Here is a 22,108-nt window from a genome sequence, read left to right as displayed (position 1 = left end):
CAGCTCTCTTTGCTCGTCGTTGCTCACAATGGAACCGGTCTCGAACGAGGCCGGAATGAAGTTGGGGGTAACGATGAAAGAGTACGGACGGTGGGCAGTCGGTTCGATGTTCGCGCCTGCGCTAATGGGCATGGCAACACCAGCGTTAGCTGCACCAGAACAAAAGCGTGAATGGAATCTCGGACGGCAGGACCTCGACGGCGCGTTACGCGCCATCGGGCGTTCTAGCCGCCGTGAAGTCATCTTTCGCCCCGAGGCGGTGAAGGGGTGGCAAGCTCCACCGCTCAACGGGACCTATACTGCGCTTGAAGCGGTCGAGACGGTACTTAGAGGCACCCGATTGACAGCGGTGGAACGCGATGGGACCATCCTCATTCGGCAGCGATTTTCAGCGGCATCAGATGAAGCCGTGACCTCGGGTGAGAATATTGTCGTCACCGGGTCACGAATTCGCGGGGCACCTTCGACCTCACCCGTCACCATAATCACGCGGAATGACGCCCAACAACTGGGTCATATGGATCTCGGACAGGTAGTACGCGACCTTCCGCAGAATTTCGCTGGCGGACAGAACCCGACAATCGCAGCTGGCGGGCAAGGCGGTTTCACGAATGTATCCGGTTCATCCGCGCTGAATCTGCGTGGCCTTGGACCCGATGCATCCTTGACCTTGATCAATGGTCACCGTGTCGCATTCGACGCAATTAGTCAGGGAATCGACATCTCCGCCATCCCTCTTGCCGCTATTGAACGGCTTGACGTTGTCGCAGATGGCGCCTCTGCGCTTTATGGCTCTGATGCTGTGGCAGGTGTCGCCAACGTAGTTTTAAGGCGCAGTGTAGACGGGGTAGAAACATCCGCGAGGTTCGGCACCGCAACGGATGGCGGCGCTGCCACCCAGCAATATAATATTGTAGGCGGCTCTTCATGGCGCTCCGGCGGGTTCATGATCGCGGCTGACTATCAGGATTCAACAGAAATTTCCGCGCGGCAGCGATCCTACACCAGCAACGTGGCACCCGATACGACGCTGATACCCTCGCAGGATCAGATCAGTTTGGTCATGGCCGCCCATCAGTCGATCACGGAGTCGATCGGCTTCGAAATCGATGCCCACTACATGCGTCGCTCCACATCGCGCTGCCTGATTGGTGTCGTAGCTACAAGTTGCGCGGCACAGGGCAGCGTCGTCAATTCGACAGCTGACGGCTGGTCAGTTTCGCCAGCGTTGAAGGCCCATCTGCCGTTTGGATGGGACATCCGCCTCTCCGGAACCTATAGCAGAAGCGATACCGGCGTGGTGACGCGAATTTTCTCTGCCAGAACTGAAATTGTTCGCGCGTTACCGAATTATAGCAACGAACTGAAATCGATCGAATTGGGAGCAGAGGGTGCTTTGTTTGCTTTGCCCGGGGGCGAAGCAAGGCTGGCCGTTGGATTGGGTTTTCGCTCAAACAATTTGGCGGTGGACTCGCGTCGCATTGCCGCAGGGGTAGAAAGCACAACCGAGGCTGTATCCGAGAATCGCAAGGTCGGCTTTGCCTATGGCGAGCTATTCTTGCCGCTGATATCGCCTGGAAATGCTGTGCCATTTGTCGATCAGTTGCATCTGATTGGCGCACTTCGCTATGAGGACCACCATGATATTGATCGAGTAGCTACGCCGAAGATCGGTATGGTGTATTCGCCCATTCGTGGTCTTGAGTTCAAGGGCGGTTGGGGGCGATCATTCAAGGCACCCAACCTTTACCAGACGGCTATGCTTAGCAACGCGCAGTTGTTGTCGGCCTCGGAGTTCGACCCCACTCCATCAAATGGCTTCCCCGTCCTATATCTTTTCGGAGGCAATAAGGACCTGAAACCGGAACGCGCAACGACGTGGAGCGTGTCAGTCGCGCTAACTCCCGAAGCTATGGAAGGATTCAAGGCCGAGGTCTCGTATTTTAATACCCGTTATTATAACCGCGTCGGGTCTCCGATCGTGCAATTCACCAGACTTTTCGATTCCGCATACAATCAGTATACACGACTGGACCCAACAGCCGCCGAAGTGCTGGATGCCGTTAACGGCATAACCGGGGTCTTTCAGAATTTCACAGATGGAGCATTCGACCCATCGTCAGTGTCAGCGATCGTCCAGGATTATCTACAAAATATATCCGTCCAGAAGCTGGAAGGCGTGGATTTCTCTGCAGCGTATACGCACGATTTCCAACAATATGGCAGGGCAACGCTCAATGGCTCAGCCAGCTACTTGAACAGTACGCGCGAGGTTATACCCGGCCTCCCTCTCGTCGAACAGGCAGGGATAATCTTTACACCGCCACATTGGCGGGCGCGCATTAATGCAAACTGGCAGAAAGACAATGTCGACCTTTCCGCTACGGTGAACTATGTCGGCGAAACAAATGATAATCGGTTCGAGCCAACGGTAACCGTGGGTTCATTTACGACGGTCGACGCCGTCGCGACGATCCGCAGCAATTCCGGCAGTGGCATATTTGCCAATGTCGAATGGCAAGTAGGGATGCAGAATCTCTTCAACACCAAGCCCCCAACAATTAGGGCCAACCGTGCAGCGCAGGTTCTGGTAGATTCTGTAAATCACTCTCTTTACGGTCGAACGGCCAGCATCACCTTGCGTAAGAGCTGGTAAATGAGCCGTGCACTGCATGCCGCATGCACAATTGCGGTCTTGGGAGCATCTCTTTTCTCAGCTGCGGCACGGGCCGAACAATCCTGCGCCTCCTTGTTGCCGAATGAGGATATGGACGAGACGCACCGACCGGTTACGCCAGAAGCGTTGGCGGCATTGCGCGATATTGGGCCAGCGCCACGCCCGGATCGGACCCGCTCCCTTTTTTCGCTGTCACCTGATGGTCGCCAGATCGCGTTTCAGCTTCACCAAGGAAATCCTCCGGAAAACCGTTATTGCGTGGGCATTGTGGTGATGTCGGCAGCGCACCCGGCCCGGCCTGACCTCATCGATGTCAGCCATGAACTCATCCTTGATTCTCCTGCACGATATAGCTGGGCGTCTTTTCATATTGGGGCGCCCTTGCCGACCGCACCGCGCTGGTCACCGGACGGGCGATCAATTTTCTATCTGAAGCGGATCGATGGAAGTACGCAGATATGGAAGGCCGATCTCGCGAACGGGACGGTTGTGCAGTTCACTCACGCCAGTGTGGATGTCGATGATTTCCAGATCTCGTCCGATGGACGCAAGATCAATTATGTAATTCGCCCTGGGGTGAAGGCCAACAGCGCAGCGATCGACCGGGAAGCCCTGACAGGGTGGCGCTATGATGAGCGCGCATTTCCAGTGCGGGGCGCTCGCCCGCAAACACCAGGGTCGGACCGTGTTTACGTCGTGGTTGACCTCAAGACGGGCATAGAAGTGCCGGCCAGCCAGACGGCGACCAACGACTTCACGCAGCCCGATCCGAATGAGAGCCTAATAGATTTAACGATTAATCGAGCGGGCGACAGCGCCTTCGGCGAACGGATTGACGCCTCCGGTTTCCCGCAGGATTTTCGTATCGTTGTAGAAACGCGGGCGGGCCGTCGTCACCCATGCTTGCTTGAGGAATGCCGCATAGGCTGGTTGGCACCATTATGGTGGGCGCCGGATGGACGGAAGGTTCGGTTCTTTCGGCGAGAAGGCTGGGCCAATAGCCTGACCGCCGTCTACGAGTGGTTTCCAGGAAGCCGAAAGGTCCAGCGTCTACTGCTGACCAGCGACTATCTGGTCGAATGTCAGCCAATAGGCGATGACTTGGCCTGCCTGCGCGAGCGTTCAAGAGAACCAAGGCATTTCGTTAGATTTGACCTCGATCACAAGACGGAAAAACGGATTTTCGATCCGAACCCGGAGTTTTCACACTTGGCCATGGGGCATGTCGAACGGATGAACTGGCGCAATAGCACAGGCATCCCATTTTATGGCGATTTGGTTTATCCGGTCGGATACTCCGAGGGAAACCATTATCCTTTGATCATCGTTCAATATCGAACCAAAGGCTTTCTCCGCGGGGGAATCGGTGACGAATTTCCAATTCAGCCTTTTGCCAATAGAGGGTATTTCGTTCTTAGTGTCGATAATCTGACGTATGAGGATATCGTCGGTAAACAGGCAAATGCTGAAACCTTGGTCTCGGTATTCAATCGCGATTTCGCAGGACGCAGGAACATCCTTTCTGCCATCGAAGTCGCAACTCGCTCTTTGATCGACCGTGGACTTATCGATCCGCAAAGGATTGGAATTACCGGTCTGAGCGATGGATGCACAACCGTGCAATTCGCAGCTATTCATTCCGCGCTGTTCTCCGCCGGCTCCGTATCCGGCTGTGGGTGGGAGCCCATTCAAGATGCATTCCTGGGACCCATAGTGGCGCAGTCTTATCACGAGGCCGGGTGGCCGCGATTAATCGATAAAGATCCTGACTTCTGGAGCCATATATCTTTACTAAATCAAGCAGGGCACGTGAAGTTCCCAATATTATATCAGGCCGCAGACAACGAATATCTTGCGATGCTTGCGGGGTTCACGGCCAACAGGCAGGCTGGAATCCCTAGCGATATGTTCATTTATCCGAATGAGGATCACATAAAATGGCAGCCGGCGCATAGGCTAGCGGTATATCGTCGCAATTTAGCCTGGTTCGACTTGTGGCTGAACGATACGAAGTCAGCGGCCGTCGACGTGAGTAAAGAAGCGGCTGATTGGATAGCGATGAAACGCAAATGGCTATCACGGTCCTCCTCGTCCGATTTTTAAGCGCACTACACTCCTATAATGTGCGTGCTGTTATGCCGCAGACCAGGTCCTCACCCACGCCTCGGTATCAAGAAGCGCCATGATCCGGGGACAATCGGAGGCGTCAACTTTTTGGCCGGGGCGTAAGGCCTGCTCAATTGTGTAGCGGTCAAGCAGGCCATGCTTCGAAAGCATCCCATCGAGCAAGCGTTCCGCAATAGAAGATCGATGCATGTTTATGAATTGCGCAACGAAGCCGTCAGGCCCCCCCTTCCCCAATCGACGGAGAACTGCCGGGGGTAACGCATTAGAAAATGCTTTCCTTGCAATTGCACGATCACGCCCCCCTTCAACCGCCCACCAACTCGGCACACTCAAGCAAAATTCCATCACAGGTTGAGACAGTAGTGGACTGATCATCGGAACCGAAAGATTCTTGTCTCGGTGCTCGATATGATGGAGCGCCCGTAATATCTGGGCAACGTGCCCCTTCTTGCCAACTGATGTAGACTCGGGTGGAGAAAACCAGGGATGTTCGATAGGCTGCCCACGCTCGGAGTTCAGGAAGTCTCGATGCAAATATTTTTCCGCCATTTGCCAAGGCAGGCCCGAGGCAAATTTCCGAGGAATACGCACGGCTTCTGCGATAACCTCCCAAATGCTTGCGCCAGTAATTTGACAAATATCGCGGACAGTCGGCATCAATGCAATTGATAATCCTTGATCCCTATACCGATCAACAAGCGGTCGGGCAGAATGGGTTGAATAAAATACGTTGTCTCCGCCAGCTCCTACAAAAAAGCTATCCGCTCCGGCACTGGCAGCAGCCTCTCGTACTATCTTATTATATGCTTGCTCATGGGATTTCCCAGACGGAATTGGAATAGCTGCGGCAGTCGATTCGCTAATGTTGATGTCCGCGTCAAGATAGGACGATTCGATGAGCTTCGCGCCGATCGCGGTACAGACGTCCCTAGCGTAGAACCGTTCATCACCGGCCGGATCGTCGGTAACGGCAGTCATGCATGTGACTTCGATACCAGTGCGAGCCAAGCATTCCGCCACAATGGACGAATCTAGCCCGCCAGAGAGGCCTACCAAAGGGCGGGAATAGCAGGAAGTCCATGTTTTTATCGTCGAACTGACGAGTTGAAAAAGATCTGTTGCACATTGCTGGGAATTTGCGTGACGGTCGGTCGCGACATAATCCCAAGGGCTCCAGAATAGGGATTGCGCGACCCCTCCCGCGCCGATCGTTAGCATGCATCCGCCCTGAAGTTGGCAAATGCCGGACAGCCCTGTCTCCGCTGTGGGAAGCTGAACATGGTACAAAGATTTTCCCACAAATCGCCAATTTACAGATGGGCGAACAAATCCTGCGCCGATCAGAGTCGACACATCAGATGCACAAGCAATCATTTTGCCGATCGCAGTGTAATAGCAAGGAATCGCACCCGAAGGATCGCGCAGAATTTTCACATTGCTTGATCGATCTGCCAGTGCGACATATGCGCCCCAATAGTCATCGCGAAGCGATCTGATCGGATCTTCTAAAATGTCGATAATCTGATTATCGTCAAACCGGGCAATCTTTTTCGAATTTTCGCGCCGAGAAAACAATGTCCCCACTATCGCACCACTTCCTGCCGGCAGTCGAAGAATAGTCTCCGGCTCATCGGAAAATAGGGTGATGTGATCACCGCGATAGACTTCTCGAAGCCCCGTGTCGGCAGCAATCTGCTTCAAAATTTGCTCACTTTCGCCGATTTGAGCAAAGGCGAGAATCAGGTACCGCGACACTGTCAGGCTACCAATATCGGCGTGAACATTTGAGCGCGATCTGGACTCTCATTGACAACCACGTTGCCGTCCTGAACCCAACAATGTGCTGCGAAGGGCGTGGCCTGGATGCCAATGACAAGCACCGGAGAAAGTCCGTATTTCCGACAGATGGCCACGAGAGCCAGAGATCGAGGCAGGCAACGATCGTGACTACCTAAAATCAGATCGGAAAATCGAAAAGCATGCACCAATCGAACAAGATCGCGCCGCGACGCCTTTTTCATCCCGCAGGAAGACGGACGCCGAATGCTTTTGATTCTATCTATCAGGCTTGAAAAAGGCTGATGACGCACACGCCATGTCCAAATCAGACGGCTTGCGATCGCACAGACAGCGAGTGGAATGGAAGGAAATCGGCCGTCAGGGTCAACCTCGACTTCCGGTGGTGGAAGGGATGCAAATTTGATGTTGAGCCTTTGCGGGAGATCCGCAGTTTCTACCAGGAACCCTTGTGCGACAAGGTGCTGCAGTATCGGCACATCGTCGAAAGATGGCGGACGGCCATCAAGCCAGCGCGAAAAGGGTTCCACGAACCGCTCTGGTAACGCAAAATAACGGCCAATGCGTGCATCTAGGAATATGATGGCGCCGGCACTTTTGCAAAAGCAAAGATCGTCACGGAGCATGAATGGCATCTTTGTTTCCTGGATGAAGGGCACGCGCGCCGGAGTTGACCCACGTGCCCTCGCACATCAGTCGTCCGTAAGACCGGGTTGATTTTGCAGACCGCCGATTCCGTCATTGTATCTGTTGCCAGATCCCTTGGTCTCCTCGACCACAAGGCCGAGGTCGATCAGGTCGGTGTCCGAATGGTTGTCGCGTTCCATACTTACCTCCTTCTTAGATATGCTGCGAAGTTGCAGCTCCAACAGAGTAAAGCAGGAAATGCATGATCAGCGATCTTATAAGGTCGCGCGCGCGCGACTAACTGGTACTACTTCTCCGACGGACCCTTTTCTGCGACGATCGTACCGTGTAACCATTTGATTTTATTCGACGCGACTATGAAGAGATTGCTTCCCATATCCTGCTCACGCGGCGAATCCTTCGCCGGTGATAGGCCCAGAGAACCTCGAAACGGTCGGGACCTTGACCGGAAGCGGTCGCGATCCTGACCGCTTCGAGTTCTTCTGTCAGGTTGCCCAACACCCGAACTTCTCCGAGGCGGGCTATATGGAGTCGCTCCGTTGCCGATTTAAGCGCCCTTCTATGTTCATGATCACCGCAAGCCTGTGCGATCGCCAGAAACAGGTTCGTCGCAGCCCTCGCGAGTACCTGTCCATCGACTTCCGTCCCGGCATAGGGTTTTGCGTCGAAATCAATGGCCAGACGGTTTGCCTTGAGTATCAGGCGTACCAGGTGACCATGCCAGCGGTAGAGATCCCGGAGGGCATCGGTTGTTATCGTCGGCAAACGATAGCCACCCCCAAAAGCAATCTCTAGCATATGCTCGCCGACCAGGCGCTGCGCCGCGTCCCTGAGTGGCGACACGGATACGCCATATTCGGCGGCCAGCGCTCTTTCGTTGATAATACTGCCGGACGCAAACCGTCCGGCCATGATATCGGCCTTAAGGAGCAGATATGCCCTTTCGGCCAGGACGGGCTCGGGAGACATGCCGGAGTCCGCCGTTCATCAAGCTGGCCGTATGGCGGCAGCGCCGCCCCTTGAAGCGAGCCGTGCGACAGCCGTTGCCTGATGACGGCTCACGACGTCAAGAATGTCGCGTTCCAGATCCCACAGGTCATCCTGGAGAAGAAGTTCGTTAGGTATTGGCATCTTGTGCTCCACTGCGAAGAGGAAAATAAACAGGTGAGAGGCCGTCATCCGTAGCGCATGCGCACAGCGGATATGGTCCTCAAGCGAGGCCGTGCCGGCCCCGCCCTCGAGTTCGCGGATCCAGCGTTCGGTGCGGCCGACAGATTTTCCGAGGCTGCGCTGGGAAATTCGGTCTCTGCGCCGCCACCGTTCGACGAGCTTTCCGGAAAGCTCCTTGATCGATGAGAAGATGTCACCATCGATCGCTTGGGGACTTGGAAGCGTCATCTGCAGGTCTCCCTGGCAGCGGCTCAAAAGTCCAAGTCACATCGCCTATGCGTGGCAATTTGTTGTAAATAAAACCGATCGTCAAGATACAGATCATTGCGCATGCGAGACCAATTTCTGGCAGCCGCTCGAAATTATCCAGCGTACGCGACTATCGGGGAGAACGACGGGCAGAACGCCCGGTCTTGAGGGGCATTTCGCGGAAAGATTGGATGACCCTGATGTCTTCGGCTTCCTGCATGTGGATCAGGGCCGACAGGTAGAGTCTCCAGACCTGTGGCAAAGGATGGATGGCCTCCGACCTACCTGCGGCTTCGACAATCTCATCGACGAGGCGTGAGAGGGTGTTGGAGGTACCGACATGTCGAACTTTACGTCCACCAAGACGGTCCAGCTTCGGGTCAACCAATTCCGCGATGAGATCGTCCGCCGCACATTGATGGAGAAGATCGACGGCAATGAACAATGTTGTTCCATAAGGCAGAAAATCTCCGGCGAGATGACATAGCCGGCAATGGCATTGCAGGAACAGATGGATGCCCTCGTCGGACAGTTGAAGCTTGTAGGCCCTGGACTGCTGACTCCCCATAGTCGTTCTCCCGGCGCAGGCAGCGATTCTTTAGCGCTCGATATGCCTGCGAGGTTATCGACTCTGCGCGAAGTGAGCGATCCCGAGACAAGCAACAGAAGGTGAAACCGGAAATATACTTCCGGTTTGCGGAAGTGAATTTCCGATAACCGGAACTGAAGTGCCTTAAACCGGAAGTGAGATTCCTCCTCCCTTGTGCGGGGAAGGGATTTTTCGCCACTCAAGACCGTGTCGAGACGGAAGCAAGGGCGAGAATTACCGAGTGATCGGCAGCCTGTGCCCGCCTCATCCCCACTTAGGGAGAATTGCGGTTATGACCAGAAAGCATTCCAGTCGCACAGCGATGCTCGTCGCTCTCTTGACGGGTATTATGCCCCTCCATGGTGCGGCGGCGCAAGACATGTCGCCAGAAAGGCACGAACCTGCCCGAAGCACACAGGGCTCGGCCTCGCTGCACGAGGCTGCCGCCGAAGCCCAGGTGAAACTGCAGCAGACCTTCACGAACCTGCAGTTCGAGGATTTCGGTCCCGCCCCGGTCGAAGGACCGATCTATCAGGCTATGGCGGGCGGAAAGATCGTCTATTATGCGCCACGGAGCGAACATCTGCTGTTCGCGACGGTCTATGACCGCAACGGCGTCAATCTAACCGCGCTGGCGCAGGAGCAGGATGCAACGCGGCGGCTGAAGGCAATCGATCCTGGCAAAGCGCTGGCGATCGGCCCTGTAGATGCCCCGACCGTCATCGAATTCACCGACCCCGATTGCCCCTATTGCCAGGCGCTGGATCGTTTCTGGAGCGCCAAGGCGGCGGAGGGCAAACCGGTGAGGCGGCTCATCTTCTTCGTAAGCGGCATTCACCCGACCGCAGCGGCGAAGGCGGAACATATCCTCTGCTCGCCCGATCGCGATACAGCCTTCAAGGCAGCCTATTCCGGTCAGACCCCGCCCGTGCTGCGGCAATGCGCCGCTGGCCATGACAAAGTGGCCGAGGACGCCGAACTGGTCGCCAAGGTCGGCATCTCGGGGACACCGACGCTGATCGCCGACGGCAAGCTTATTTCAGGCTTCCAGCAGGCTGAACTCGAGGCGTTTCTCGCCCGGCACGCGAAGTCGGCACCGGCAAAGGCTGTATCCGATGTGCAGCGCTGACGTGAAGCGCGCCATCGGGGCGACGCACATTCTCATTCCGGAGGGCATCCCGCCCGGCCTCAACCGTGCCGGTTGGATGAACCAGGATGCCGGCGGCGGCGGGCTCATGGAGCCGTCCACCGACGCCCCGGCCGACACCGATCCTCTTTCGATGCCGGCAGGCTTTCGTTGGACGGCTCCTTTTTGGAGCAGTGATATGATGCGTAAACTCGGCAACAAGGTCCTGGCGGTGGCCAATTTCGGCCTCCCTTTCGGGGCGATGGCCCTGGTCGGTGGTCCGGTCCATGCCTTCTCGGCGCCGGCCCAGGGCGATCTCGGCTACGATATCTACGATATCGTCGTGAACCAGGGTGTGAAGGGTCCGATGGGATTTGTGGGCGGTGTCGCCGCCTTCCTGTTCGGCGTCTCGCGCCTCTTTTCCAACATAATGATTGGCATCCCGACCATCGTCGCGGCCGTCTGCCTCATCAAGGCGGACTCCATTCTCCAGACTTTCGGGATGGTCGTCTGAGACGCGCGGCAGGACTGCGCCCCGGCTGACCGGGGACATGCCTATGCCGCCACCAAGCTGGGGACCGATGGTCGGTCCCCGGAAACCGGCACCTTCACAGGTGTCATGAAGCAGGAGGAGAAGGGCAGATGGACGAACGCCTTCCGCAATATCTGCATCGGCCGGTCCAGATCCTGTGGTTCGGATCGGACGAGTTCCTGCTCGCGACCTCGAGCATCTTCGTGGCTGCGATCGTAGGCGGACTTGTCGGCTGGGCGCTGATCGCTGCCCTTCTCCTTTTCATCCCGTGGAAGCGGACCAAGCCCAGGGGCTATCTGCCTCATCTCGCCTGGCGCTGGGGACTTGTGTCCTTCCCACACTATCCGGGTCCCACGCAGACCCGGTTCTTCGAGTAAGCGCCATGGGCATCTTCATGCGCAAGGAACGGGGCGATGACCCCTTGCTGGGCAAGCCGGCAAGCTATGGCATCCATCGCTATCTGCAAGGCTCGGCGAACCTTTTCGAGGAGAACCGGCTGCTCAAGGTCGCGATCGCCGGCATGTTCGGTGTTACCGCGGTCCTGGGCGTGGTGATCTACACGACGAACCAGAATGCCCGGACCATCATCGTGCCGTTCGGCGCCACAGGCGATCTTCATGTCTCGGGGAACACGCCCTCGGAAGCCTATATCGTCTCGATGACGCGCAACATCGTGGCGCTGTCGGGAACATGGTCAGCCTATTCGGCGGACCGGCAATTCCAGGAACTGCTCGGCCTCGTCCACCCGTCCGCTTACGGCGCAATGCGCGACAGCCTGAACGTCATTCTCGACGAACTGGCGAACAACCCGACGCTGTCGATCGCCACCTATATCCGGGGCGATCAGCCGGTGCGGTGGACCGCCCATGAGATCGTCGTACCCATCGAGAAAGTGCGGGTCATCGGCGGCGTAATCCGCAAATTCCGGGGCATTATACGCATCGGCTACGGCATCGAAAATGGCCGCTTCTGGCTGACGCGTCTTTCCGAGGAGCAGTTCGATGCCGAAACCCACTGACTGCCGCGCGATCCGCGGCGCCCTGATGCTTCCCCTGCTCTTCCTGGCAGTGCCGGCGGCTGCGCAGACCATCCATGCGCTTCCTGACCAGACCAGCCATATTCGCCTGTCCAACCGCGACATCAATCATGTCGTGTGCGAGGGCGGCGAAATCGAGGACATCAAATTCTCCGCCGAGAAGGGCCTTGCCGTGGAAAAGGGCGGCCCTGACGCCTGGATCAAGTTCCTGGCCCGAGAGATCGACGATGCCGGTCAGGTGACGCGCACTTATGTGACGCAGCCTTCGGAATTCTTCGTGCATTGCAACGGCGCCACCTATCCGCTCTATGCCGAGCCAGCCGAGATCCCGGCCCAGACGGTAGTGCTTGTGCCCGGCGCCCGGCAACGCGCCCAGACCAATAGCGCGTTGATGGCGGCGTTGGCCGATGAGGACCGCGCCGTTTCCATCACCATGGCGCTGCTGGACGATCGCATCCCCGCCTCGTTCAGCGAGGTCGCGCCATCGGCCGGCTCGCTCCGCATTGCGGGGGCCCCAGACCTGTCGATCACCGAACAACGCCGTATCGCCGTCGAAGGCACCGGGCTTTCAGCTTCCCAATATCACGTGCGATCACTGGCCGCGGTCACGCTGGACGAGCGCCAGCTCGCCGATCCGGCGCTTGGGGAGCGCATCTTCTCGGTCACCCTGGACCGGGTCCGCCTCGACGCAGGTGAAACCGCGCGTCTCGTCGTCGTGCGCCGGGGAGCCGGGCAATGAACGGCGAGATGGACAAGGATCAGGCAGAGGGACCGGAAAGCCTGTCGCCCTACCAGGCGCATCTTGCCGCGCAGAATGCGCGCGACGAAGAGACAGCCATGCGCCGTCCCGCCACGGCCTTGCCTGACTGGAAGGCGCTATGGGGCAGGCTGTCGGCAAAGCAGAAGCTGCGCGCGCGCCAGCTCCTTGTCGGCGTCGCGGTCGGTGCGCTGGGGATCGGTCTCTATGTCGCTTCGGGCAGCCAGGAGGAGATCAAACCCGCCAATCCCGCATCCTCGCTGAACATGGGCGCAGGGCTGCGCGGCGACAGTCTTGAGGTGAAGCTGCGGGGCGACCTGAAGAAGGTCCTCGATGGCCAGCAACTTCTGGGCGACAGGGTCAGCGCGATCGAGGAAGGCAAGGTCGTCCCCGGGTCACTCACCCCCGGCAACAGGGCACCGGGAGGTATCGATGGCGATCTGCCGCCTGCCCTGCCGGACAGCGTGCCCGCCCTCCCCTATCCACCGGAAACCGGCGACATCAGCGCGGATGCCGACAAGCTTCCAGCGCCGCCCACCGGTCCGGTAGCCCCACCCGCCCCGCCGGCGCCGCCGGCGCCGCCGGTCGAGAAGACGGTCGGCGCGATCGGGACAGCGACCGGTCAGGTCGTGGCCCAGGGCGCGGCCGACAATTCCGCCTCATCCAAAAAAAAGAATCGGACGATCTATTTACCGCCTGGTTTCATGAAAGCGCGACTGCTGACCGGGATCGACGCGCTGGCGAGCCGGGATGCGACCAGTAATCCCGAACCCATCATCGCTCGGGTGCAGGCGCCCGCCGTCCTGCCCAATGAGGTGAAGGCAAATCTTGCCGGATGCTTCGTCGTCGGCAACGCCACCGGCAGTCTCGCCAAGGAGCGGGTCGAGGTCCAGCTCGTCTCCCTCTCCTGCGTCGATTTCGACGAGCATTCGATCGTCGATCAGCCGGTGAAGGGCTTCTTCGTCGATACCGATGGCAAGAAGGGCCTGTCGGGCAAGGTGGTGACGCGGGCCGGGGCGACATTGGCGCGCGCCTTCATCGCGGGCACCATCAGCGGTATCTCGCAATCGGTCGAAAGCACCTTCGGCAACACCTCGACCTCGGCTCTGGGGACAGTTCGCACGCTTGATGCGGGCGACGCGGCCAAAACCGGGATCGCCGGCGGCCTCTCCAAATCCTCCGACAAGCTCACCGACTTCTATCTCGATCTCGCCCGCCAGGCTGGTCCCATCGTCGAGGTGGGCGCGGCCAAGGATGTGGTCGTGGTGATCCAGGAGGGCGCCACCCTCGAAATCAAACCCGGCGCAGGAGCGAAGTTCTGATGCGCCCAGCGACAGGAGATACCATGCCACGCCAGCTTCACTCCCGCATCAATATCTGCTGGCACGTGACGCGCGCGCTATCGCTGGTCGCGCTGCCCCTGTTTGGGCTTCCGGGCTGCGCCACCGTGGGATCGGTAATGTCGCCCTACAGCGAGAAATTCTCCTGCAAGAACAGCGACCACGGCCAGTGCATCCATCCGGACCAGGCCTATGCCGACGCCGTCGCAGGCCGCGCCTCAAAATCCGATCCCGCCGTCACCAACGATCGCAAGCTGCTTGGCCCGGATGCGAAGGGGCGAGCGCGGACGACGGGCAAGCGTGATGGCGGAGCCGGAGCGCCACCGACTCCTGCGACGGCATCGAGCCCGCGCAATGTCGGCACGCTGATCGAGGGACCTGGGTCACCGATGCTGCGCCCATCGCGCACGATCCGGACATTGATTCTGCCCTATGCCGACAAGCAGCGGCCCGACCGCCTCTACATGGCGCGCTATGTCTATTCGATCATGGATCGGCCGGCCTGGGTTGTGGGCGACTATCTCGTCGAACCGGGTGGCAGGACGCCGGCGCCGCCGGTGCTCCGCACGACACGCGAGTCCGCGCCTGACGCCGTGGTCGTGCCGACCGGGGAAGCCATCCCGCTGGCCGTCGATCGGGAGAACCGGCCATGACCGCGCGGCCCGCCCACAAAAATCTCAGCTACCAGCGCCTGCGCGCCGCCGTGACCCGTGACGCCTATTCGGATTTCCTGCCGATGGTCGCGTGGGTCGAAGAGGAGGACGCCTTCCTGTGCATCGACGATGGCTGGGGCCAGGCCTGGGAGCTTGTCCCGTCCGCCTATATGTTCGCGCATGTCCAGCAGGCCCTTCTCGGCCTTCTCAACATCCATTTTCCCGAAGGCACGGTTCTTCAGCTCATCACCTTCGCCGATCCGCTGATCGATCCGGCGCTCGACGCCTATCTCGACCTCAAGGTGCGACCGGACCCGCTGGTCCAGGCCTCGGCCCGGCGCACGGCGGATTACCTTCGCAGCGGAACCAGGGGTCTCGATGCGCTGCATTCGATCCCGGTACGCGATTTCCGGCTATTTCTCTCTATCAAGACGCGGAGCAGTCTCGGCGCTGACCTGCGCCGGCAAGTCGAGGAGCAACTGGCGAAGATGGGTATCCGGCGCTTGCCGCCGGACGAACTGGTCAGCTTCTATCGGCGGATTTTCAACGGTGTGTTCGCACCGGCCCCAGGGGTGTTTCTCAGCGAAAGTATCGGTGGCATGCCCGCCCCGACTATCGCGCGGCAGATTATCGAGGCGGGCCCGGACCTCTGCTTCGAGGGTCCCGAGGTTTATCTCGGCAACCAGGTGGCGCGCTGTCTCACACCCAAAGCGCCTGCACGCCGGATCACCGCCGAGCGCGCCAATCGCCTCCTGGGAGGCATGCGCGGAAGCGCCGAAGACAGCGATCAGATCGGCGGGCCGTTCCTCTACTGTCTCTCGGTGCTCTTCGATCATTCGCAGTTCGAGATCCACAAGCGCGCGCAGATCCTTTCGGCGCAAAAGGCCGCCGGCAGCTTCGCGGTCGAGGTCGGCAAGCAGATCGAGGAGATCGGCTGGATTCTCGATGAAGCGTCGAACAGCCGGTTCGTTTCGGTGATCCCGACGATGTGGGTGTTCGGCCGCGACAGCGCGCAGGCGCGGGAAATGGCGGCCCGCGCCAAGCGGCTGTGGGAATCCGAACCCCTGCCCTTCATGGTGCAGGAGGAGAGTTATCTGCTCCCGGTCTTGCTGGCCGCCAGCCTGCCCTTCGGCCTCTACCCGGAAAAGCGGACCTTGAAGCTGCTGGAGCGGGATTTCCGCATGCCGGTCAAGGCCGCAACCTTGATGGCGCCCGTGCAGACCGATTTTCGCGGCGGCGGCCGCCCTGCCCTGCTCTATGTCGGACGAAAGGGGCAGCTCATCACGCTCGATCTCTTCGATCCGCGGATCAACAATTACAATTTTATCGTTTCGGCTGAGAGCGGCGCGGGCAAGAGCTTCCTGCTCAATAATCTGTGCCAACAATATTATGCGCAAGGCGCGCTCATCCGGATCATCGATATCGGCGGCTCCTATCGCAAGCTCTGCACGCTCTGTTCCGGGCGCTATATCGATATCGGCGAGGAGCGTCTGGTCCTCAACCCCTTTGACATGGGACTCGCGCTCGACGGCGAGGACAAGCAGTCGGCGATCGCCATGGCGGTCGCGATCGTCGCGGAAATGGCCAATGCCTCGACCCGCAAGCCCGTCACCACGTCGGAATGGAATCTCCTCAAGTCCGCCGTGCAATGGACCGTCGACAGCGGTCGGGGCGTGGACGGCATCGATGCGGTGCGCGACTGGCTCGGCCGCTATCCCGACAATGCAGCCTCCGACCTCGATCGGGTCGACCATCTCGTGCCGGTCGCGCGCGAACTGGCGTTCAACCTGCGCGATTTCGGGTCGCAGGGCGCCTATGGCCATTTCTTCAACGGCCCCTCCACTTTCGACATTTCCCGCGACGAGTTCGTGGTGCTGGAACTTGAGCGCCTCAAGGCGCTCCCGGACCTCTTCAACGTGATCGTCATGGTGGTGGTGAACGCCGTCACCCAGGATCTCTATCTCTCCGCGCGAGACAAGCCCCGCTTCGTGCTGTGCGACGAAGCCGCGCAGTTCATGACGCGCAGCGACGGGCAGGACCTCTCGCGCCTCGCCGAGGCCTTCGGCCAGGGCTATCGCCGCGCGCGCAAATATCAGGGCAGTTTCGGCATCGTGCTGCAGAGCATGAACGATCTCATGCTCTTCGGCGGTACGGGTCAGGTGATCCTCGAAAATGCCGCCACCAAATTCCTGTTGCAGGGTTCCACCTACGACAAGGCGGTGGACAACAAGATCCTCGACTATACGGGGTTCGTTCTCGATCTGCTGAAATCGGTCCGCAACGCCAAGCCCAATTACAGCGAGGTCTTCATAGACAGTCCGCTGGGCCTCGGCATCGCCCGCCTCGTGGTCGATCCCTTCAGCTACTGGATCAACACGTCTGCGCCCAATGAGGTCGCCGCCTTCGAAGCCTTGGTGCGGGCCGGCCGCAACCCCTTGGAGGCGGTGTGCGAACTGGCCGGTGTCGATCCGGTCGAGGTGATGGGCTTTGCGAGCGTTCAGGATTGGAGGGCGGCATGACGCACAAGGCACTCCCCCATCCCGACCAGCTGGCGCTCGACTGGGAAAATGATCCGGCGATCGAGGCGTTGATCGAAGCGCGCGTTGCCAAACGCGCCGAAGCGGCCGCCTTCCAGTGGCGGCTGCGCCTGGTGGGCATTGAAACCTGCATGATGGGCAGCCTCGTCATCGCGGCCGGCCTCGCGCTCGACCAGCCGCCACTTCAGACCATTCGCACAGGGCTTATCGTCGCCGCTGCCTGCTTTGCGAGTGGGATGCTGCTCATCGGCCTGTCGGGCGCATGCGGGATGCTTCTCACGCGCTTGTCGCGGTGGAGGCGCAAATGACCGAAAGGATCGAACCCTTCACCCCCAAAATGATCGATGACATCGGCGCGATCTGCCGTTGCAAGCGCTATCCTGGGGAGAGTCAGAATGATTTTCTGGGTCGCGCGATCCTTTCGCTTCACGAAACCCATGGCGAGTGCGCGCGCAGCCTTGAGACGGCTGACAAGCTGATAGCCGGTTTTCTGAAGGACTCTCGGCGCGTCCCCGTTCTGGGTTCCGTGATGCAGACCTGCTGCGCGGTCGTGCCGCTCATTCCGTTCATGTTTTTGCTCGGCCGTCCTGTCGTCATCTACGCTTTGTGGCTTGGCATCGTCTGCCTTGGGCCTGTCGTCGCAGAAGCCGGATGCAAGCTGCTCTGGCGTCTGCGCCCGGTTCGTTCCGAACCGGCGGAGGTCGAACCGGTATGAACGGCATCTTCTCATCCACACCCGCGCCGGGACCGATCCGCCTCATGGTCGGCAGCCAGGGTCTGTTGCTGGTGCAGTCCTTCATCGCGTGGCAGCTGCCCGCCGTGCCGAACCTGTTCCGTATACTCGTCGGGATCACGGCAATTGTCGCCATGGCAGCCCTGATCAGTGCCGCGGTCGGCAAGGATCGCGAGAGTTCTCAGCTCTATTGGAGACGGCGCCATGGTCGCTAGATCGCAGCATCGGCATTTCGGTCGCTGCCTCTCCCTGTCCATGCTGGCTGCGATCGCGACGACGGTGAGCTCGCTGATGCCCTCGGCGGGCATGTCGGCGACCAGCAAGATCGGACGCGTCTGGCCCATCGCCGAGCCGGACGCCCTGAGCGAGATCGAGGGTCGGGCCGCTCATGTTCCCGACATGAAGAGTGCCTACGGGCCGCGCCAGAACTGGTCGGCCATGAAGGCGGCGACGCTCGGGATCGCCCATGCCGACAGGAAGCGGACGGTGGTGCCTTTCTATACTCTTGATCAGGATATCCGGCTTGCCGACGGCAAGCTGCTCTACGCCAAGGGCTACAGCTTTAATCCCCTTGCCTATGTGTCGCTCCCGCAGAGGCTCATCGTGGTCCACCCCCGTGATCTCGCCTGGGCGCTGCGTACCGCCAGGCCGGCGGATTTCATTCTGCTGGCGGCTGGGACTCCCGGCGATGGCGATGCGATTACGCTCGGCGAACGTCATGGCCGGGCGCTGTTCCTGCTCGAAGAGCGCGTCAAGGTGCGGCTGGGACTGACGGTCGCACCGGTGATCGTCGCGCAGGCCGGGCAGAAGTTGGTGCTGACCGAAGTCGATCGGAGCGAATCCAAGCGGAGAACCGCGCGATGAAACAGGTATCGCTCCGCAGACTGCTGGCGCTGGGCTGCGCCTTTGCCGCCTTGGCGGTCGCGGCTCCCGCCCATGCCTCCAAATGCGAGGCCGGCACGGTGTTCAATCCGATCACCAAGGTGCGCTGGAACTGCATTTTCCCGATCACGATCGGCGGGGTGAAGGTCGGCCCGAGCGATCTGCTGGGCAAGGCCCTCGATGCCCAGTCCGCCTCCAAGCCGCTATGCGCCTGCCGCAAGGGCGTGACCTTCTGGTTTGGCGTCAAGGTCAGCTTCTGGTCGCCCAATCGGATGGTCGATGTCGTGACCGAACCGGGCTGCATGATGGCGCTCGGCGCCGACATCATGCCGACCGGCGGCAGGCTCCAGGGGAGCCAGAGCAGCATTTCCGACGGCACCAATACCGCCAAGATGTTCGCGCAGATGCACTATTATATCGCGCCGGTCTGGAAGATGCTCGACATGTTCACGGACTTGCCCTGCATCGAGGATGACGGCTTCGATGTGGTGCTGATCACCGAAGTGCTGCCGACCTGGCAATCGGCAACGCTGGGCGCGATCATCCAACCCGAGGCGATCTTGTTCGGCAATCCGGCCGCGGGCCTTGCCTGCATGGCCGACAGCGCCGCAGCGGCTGCGGGCAAGGTCGTCGATCCGCTCTTCTGGTGCATGGGATCCTGGGGAGCGACCTATCCGGTCGCGGGCGACATCCATTTCGGGGACAGCGTCGAGGCCTGGGCGGGGCTCGCCGCGCGCGGGGTCTTCATGATGGGTCGCCTCGGCGCACTCACCGTCAGTTCTGCCGATGGCTGCTCCTTCATTCCCCAACTGGTCTGGACCAAGAGCCGCTACAAGTTCCAGCTCATGGAGCCGGTCAAGGGTGGCAGTTGCGTCAATGTCGGGCGACCAGGCGCGCTCTGGACCAGCGCAAAGCACGCGCCGGGCAAGGACAATGCCCAGTTCATGCTGTTCGAGAAGACGATCTGCTGCGCCGGGGTCTCCACGCCATGAGCAACCCGTCTCGCCAAACCCGCGCCAGATCGTCTGGGATCAGCCGATCGCCTGTCCGTCACCTCAAGGAGCCAGACGTCTCTTGCGCGGCTAGACCGGCGCCGCATAGCCCCCGCGGCGCCGGTCGGGCGGTCGGCGTGGCCACCACAACCAACGATGATGCGGCACCCCCCTCCCCGCCGCATGTCGTCGTGGCCACGCTGACCGTTTTTGAAGGACAGGCAGTGTTTCGGGCAGAACTGCCCCGCCCGGTTCCAGCCATCCTGTTGTTCCGGCTGCGCCGCGGATCCCGCCGGATCATACCGAGCGATATCCGGCCATGAGGAAGAGCGCCCTGCTGCTGCTGGCGGCGTTCAGCTTGCCATTGCCGCTTCATGCCCAGACCGCGGAGGAACGCGCCCGTGCCGCGGCGCAAGCCGCCAGGGCAAAGAGCGCGGACAGCGATGCGCTGCTCGGCAATTATGTGCAGCCGGGCCTTGGCGGAGAGGCGATCACCACGGTGGATTCCTCGCAGGCGTTCACGCCTAAACTTGCCTGCCAGAAAAGCGCCACGTTGCTCGAACTGCTCGCGCAGCCCAATGCCACCGGCGATATCGGGACGCTGAGCATTTCGCGGGACCGCGATCTAGACGGCAGCTTCGATGAGGCGATGACGGTACCTGTTCCCGTCTCGGGTATCTGCGCCAACGGAATCATCTCCTGTACGCCGGGTACCTGGAACGCCTGCCGCTTCTTCCGCTGGGATGTTGCGGGGGCGGGATCGCTCAAGCTCAGCGAGATCGAGCTGACCGATCTTGCCGGCTGTTACTGCGTCAACAACAGCTGCGGCAACAACCTGGTCTGGGGTAATATGGCCTCGGTGCTGAAAGACCTGGGTGGCGGCGTGGTCGGCGCGCTCACCACGGCCGATCCACGGATCGGCATCGCGCAGGCCTCCGTCGATGGCCCGGTGATCCGCTATACGGGCGCGCAGACCACATCCTGCACATCGCAGCCGCAGATCGGCACGACGGCGTACAAGGCCAATCCGGGCGCCATAGCTGGCGATGCTTTTGGCGCAGCGCAGACGAGCAGCGTGTTCCAGGCGCTTTCCGCGTCTTCGACCGGAACCGGCACATCGCAGCTGCGTCGAAGCTGTACCATCACCCGGCAGATCACGCAGGAAGAGATGATTGCGGAGAAGATCATCGATCGCGTGTCCGGCGGCTACGCAAGCTATGCCTCGAGCTCCGACAGCCGCACCTTCGTCATGGGCTCCCCCACCGACAACAGCCTTTCTGGCGGATCCTGCACTCTCATCGATTTTCATATGACGCTGAGGGTCAAGGACACTGAAAGGCTGCAGCAGGTTCTATTGACCCGCTTTGGCGGTGACGACTGGGCGCAGATACGGATCGATGGCGAATTGATCGGTTCCGGGCCGCAAACATGGACCGGAACGGGTTTGCCGCCAGGCAAATGCGAGAAGAAGGGCGCCTTCTATGTCTATCCCAATCTCGATCTCACAGCAAAGCTGACGCAAGGCGATCACGATATCTGGCTGCGTGTCGCGGTCGCCGATGGCGGCGAAGCCTATGCCTCGATCGAAGCGAAAGTGGACGCCGGCTGCAAAACGACCGAGCAGCGTGTCGATACCTGTTCGGGCTATGCGTCGAACGACACATGCCGTCTCGACGACGAAGAGGTCGACGGCGTCGTCACCTACCGCAACGGCATCAAGACGGGACTTACCCCCCTGCCCCAGACCCGGTTGATCGGCACTGGCGCCTGCAAGACCTTGATCAGCCGCGATTTCTTTGAACGCCGGCGCAATTATGCCTGCACGATCGACCAGGGCACCGTCCCACAGCCCGATCTATCGCGCGGCGCCTATATCATCGACCATTCGACAGAGACGCTGCTGGCCGATCGGGTGAGGAATGCCGATGGCGGCTATAGCCTTACCACTCGCAATTTCGCCCTTCCTGTGTCCGGCAGCGTCAATGCCTGCGAGCCCATCTGCAAGACCCGCAAGGCGCAAGCCAATAGCGCCGCGGCCCCGGACGGCGTGACCGGTTCGAAACAGACGAACCCGACCGGCTGGGACACTTTCTATCACGCCTGCCAGGACAGTAATGTCTGCCCCGCCGGCGAGGGCGAAGAGCTGGTGCAGGGTTGCGGCTGCATTGATGATTTTCCCGAAGCGGTGGTGATGATGCAGACCGTACGCCTCGGCGGCGCGGACATGGTCTGCACGAGTGCGGTGCGATGATGCAGCTACGCC

Annotated in this window: 23 protein-coding genes; 17 read left to right on the top strand and 6 right to left on the bottom strand. The window is 59.9% G+C overall.

Annotation, left to right across the window (positions count from 1 at the left end):
- The first annotated feature begins 28 nt into the window (after positions 1-28).
- Positions 29-2,656: a TonB-dependent receptor domain-containing protein gene (locus WA070_RS14745; protein ID WP_422634680.1), complete on the top strand. Its 2,628-nt coding sequence runs from the start codon at positions 29-31 to the stop codon at positions 2,654-2,656.
- On the top strand, positions 2,657-4,780 hold the full coding sequence (locus WA070_RS14740) for an Atxe2 family lasso peptide isopeptidase (RefSeq protein ID WP_422634679.1): 2,124 nt from the start codon (positions 2,657-2,659) through the stop codon (positions 4,778-4,780).
- A 30-nt stretch (positions 4,781-4,810) separates the two neighbouring features.
- Here the strand turns inward: WA070_RS14740 and WA070_RS14735 are convergent, their stop codons facing one another.
- From WA070_RS14735 to WA070_RS14710, 6 genes are all read right to left on the bottom strand, one after another.
- Positions 4,811-6,505 carry an asparagine synthase-related protein gene (locus tag WA070_RS14735; RefSeq protein WP_422634678.1) on the bottom strand — a complete coding sequence of 565 codons (1,695 nt, stop codon included), beginning with the start codon at positions 6,503-6,505 and terminating at the stop codon, positions 4,811-4,813.
- Between the two features lie 56 nt (positions 6,506-6,561).
- A complete protein-coding gene (locus WA070_RS14730; RefSeq protein WP_422634677.1) occupies positions 6,562-7,236 on the bottom strand; it encodes a lasso peptide biosynthesis B2 protein in 675 nt (224 codons plus the stop codon).
- A gap of 57 nt (positions 7,237-7,293) precedes the next feature.
- On the bottom strand, positions 7,294-7,428 hold the full coding sequence (locus tag WA070_RS14725; RefSeq protein WP_156448003.1) for a benenodin family lasso peptide: 135 nt from the start codon (positions 7,426-7,428) through the stop codon (positions 7,294-7,296).
- Between the two features lie 175 nt (positions 7,429-7,603).
- Positions 7,604-8,218, bottom strand: coding sequence for a GntR family transcriptional regulator (locus tag WA070_RS14720; protein ID WP_422634676.1), 615 nt, complete (start codon positions 8,216-8,218; stop codon positions 7,604-7,606).
- Between the two features lie 18 nt (positions 8,219-8,236).
- Positions 8,237-8,647, bottom strand: a complete 411-nt coding sequence (locus WA070_RS14715) for a transcriptional regulator (protein ID WP_422634675.1) — start codon at positions 8,645-8,647, stop codon at positions 8,237-8,239.
- Between the two features lie 151 nt (positions 8,648-8,798).
- Positions 8,799-9,236 (bottom strand): hypothetical protein, encoded by a 438-nt coding sequence (locus WA070_RS14710; RefSeq protein WP_422634674.1) that lies wholly within the window; start codon positions 9,234-9,236, stop codon positions 8,799-8,801.
- Positions 9,237-9,636: 400 nt separating this feature from the next.
- On the opposite strand from WA070_RS14710, the gene WA070_RS14705 reads away from it, so the two are divergent.
- From WA070_RS14705 to WA070_RS14635, 15 genes are all read left to right on the top strand, one after another.
- Entirely contained in the window at positions 9,637-10,386 is a 750-nt protein-coding gene (locus tag WA070_RS14705; RefSeq protein ID WP_422634697.1) for a DsbC family protein, read from the top strand.
- A gap of 196 nt (positions 10,387-10,582) precedes the next feature.
- A complete protein-coding gene (locus tag WA070_RS14700; RefSeq protein ID WP_422634696.1) occupies positions 10,583-10,897 on the top strand; it encodes a hypothetical protein in 315 nt (104 codons plus the stop codon).
- A 128-nt stretch (positions 10,898-11,025) separates the two neighbouring features.
- Entirely contained in the window at positions 11,026-11,292 is a 267-nt protein-coding gene (locus WA070_RS14695) for a type IV conjugative transfer system protein TraL (protein ID WP_069064025.1), read from the top strand.
- A gap of 5 nt (positions 11,293-11,297) precedes the next feature.
- The gene (locus WA070_RS14690; protein ID WP_422634673.1) at positions 11,298-11,933 is read left to right on the top strand and encodes a TraE/TraK family type IV conjugative transfer system protein; all 636 of its coding nucleotides are present in this window, start codon (positions 11,298-11,300) and stop codon (positions 11,931-11,933) included.
- Entirely contained in the window at positions 11,917-12,690 is a 774-nt protein-coding gene (locus tag WA070_RS14685; RefSeq protein WP_422634672.1) for a type-F conjugative transfer system secretin TraK, read from the top strand. The genes WA070_RS14690 and WA070_RS14685 overlap by 17 nt, the downstream gene beginning before the upstream one ends.
- Positions 12,687-14,030 (top strand): TraB/VirB10 family protein, encoded by a 1,344-nt coding sequence (locus WA070_RS14680; protein WP_422634671.1) that lies wholly within the window; start codon positions 12,687-12,689, stop codon positions 14,028-14,030. The genes WA070_RS14685 and WA070_RS14680 overlap by 4 nt, the downstream gene beginning before the upstream one ends.
- A 23-nt stretch (positions 14,031-14,053) precedes the next feature.
- Complete coding sequence (locus tag WA070_RS14675) at positions 14,054-14,701, top strand: TraV family lipoprotein (RefSeq protein WP_422634670.1); 648 nt, start codon at positions 14,054-14,056, stop codon at positions 14,699-14,701.
- Positions 14,698-17,220 carry a TraC family protein gene (locus WA070_RS14670; RefSeq protein ID WP_422634669.1) on the top strand — a complete coding sequence of 841 codons (2,523 nt, stop codon included), beginning with the start codon at positions 14,698-14,700 and terminating at the stop codon, positions 17,218-17,220. The genes WA070_RS14675 and WA070_RS14670 overlap by 4 nt, the downstream gene beginning before the upstream one ends.
- Complete coding sequence (locus tag WA070_RS14665; RefSeq protein ID WP_066764188.1) at positions 17,217-17,546, top strand: hypothetical protein; 330 nt, start codon at positions 17,217-17,219, stop codon at positions 17,544-17,546. The genes WA070_RS14670 and WA070_RS14665 overlap by 4 nt, the downstream gene beginning before the upstream one ends.
- A complete protein-coding gene (locus WA070_RS14660) occupies positions 17,543-17,953 on the top strand; it encodes a hypothetical protein (protein ID WP_422634668.1) in 411 nt (136 codons plus the stop codon). Before WA070_RS14665 ends, WA070_RS14660 begins: the two co-directional genes overlap by 4 nt.
- Positions 17,950-18,186, top strand: a complete 237-nt coding sequence (locus WA070_RS14655) for a hypothetical protein (protein WP_422634667.1) — start codon at positions 17,950-17,952, stop codon at positions 18,184-18,186. Before WA070_RS14660 ends, WA070_RS14655 begins: the two co-directional genes overlap by 4 nt.
- 40 nt (positions 18,187-18,226) lie before the next feature.
- On the top strand, positions 18,227-18,835 hold the full coding sequence (locus WA070_RS14650) for a conjugal transfer protein TraW (protein WP_422634695.1): 609 nt from the start codon (positions 18,227-18,229) through the stop codon (positions 18,833-18,835).
- Positions 18,832-19,845, top strand: coding sequence for a TraU family protein (locus WA070_RS14645; protein ID WP_422634666.1), 1,014 nt, complete (start codon positions 18,832-18,834; stop codon positions 19,843-19,845). Before WA070_RS14650 ends, WA070_RS14645 begins: the two co-directional genes overlap by 4 nt.
- A 137-nt stretch (positions 19,846-19,982) precedes the next feature.
- Positions 19,983-20,168, top strand: coding sequence for a hypothetical protein (locus WA070_RS14640; protein ID WP_253204236.1), 186 nt, complete (start codon positions 19,983-19,985; stop codon positions 20,166-20,168).
- Positions 20,165-22,096: a hypothetical protein gene (locus tag WA070_RS14635; RefSeq protein ID WP_422634665.1), complete on the top strand. Its 1,932-nt coding sequence runs from the start codon at positions 20,165-20,167 to the stop codon at positions 22,094-22,096. Before WA070_RS14640 ends, WA070_RS14635 begins: the two co-directional genes overlap by 4 nt.
- Positions 22,097-22,108: the final 12 nt, after the last annotated feature.

It is taken from the genome of Sphingobium sp. (assembly GCF_049304695.1).
GTDB lineage: Bacteria > Pseudomonadota > Alphaproteobacteria > Sphingomonadales > Sphingomonadaceae > Sphingobium.
This window is presented reverse-complemented; position numbering and strand designations above follow the sequence as displayed.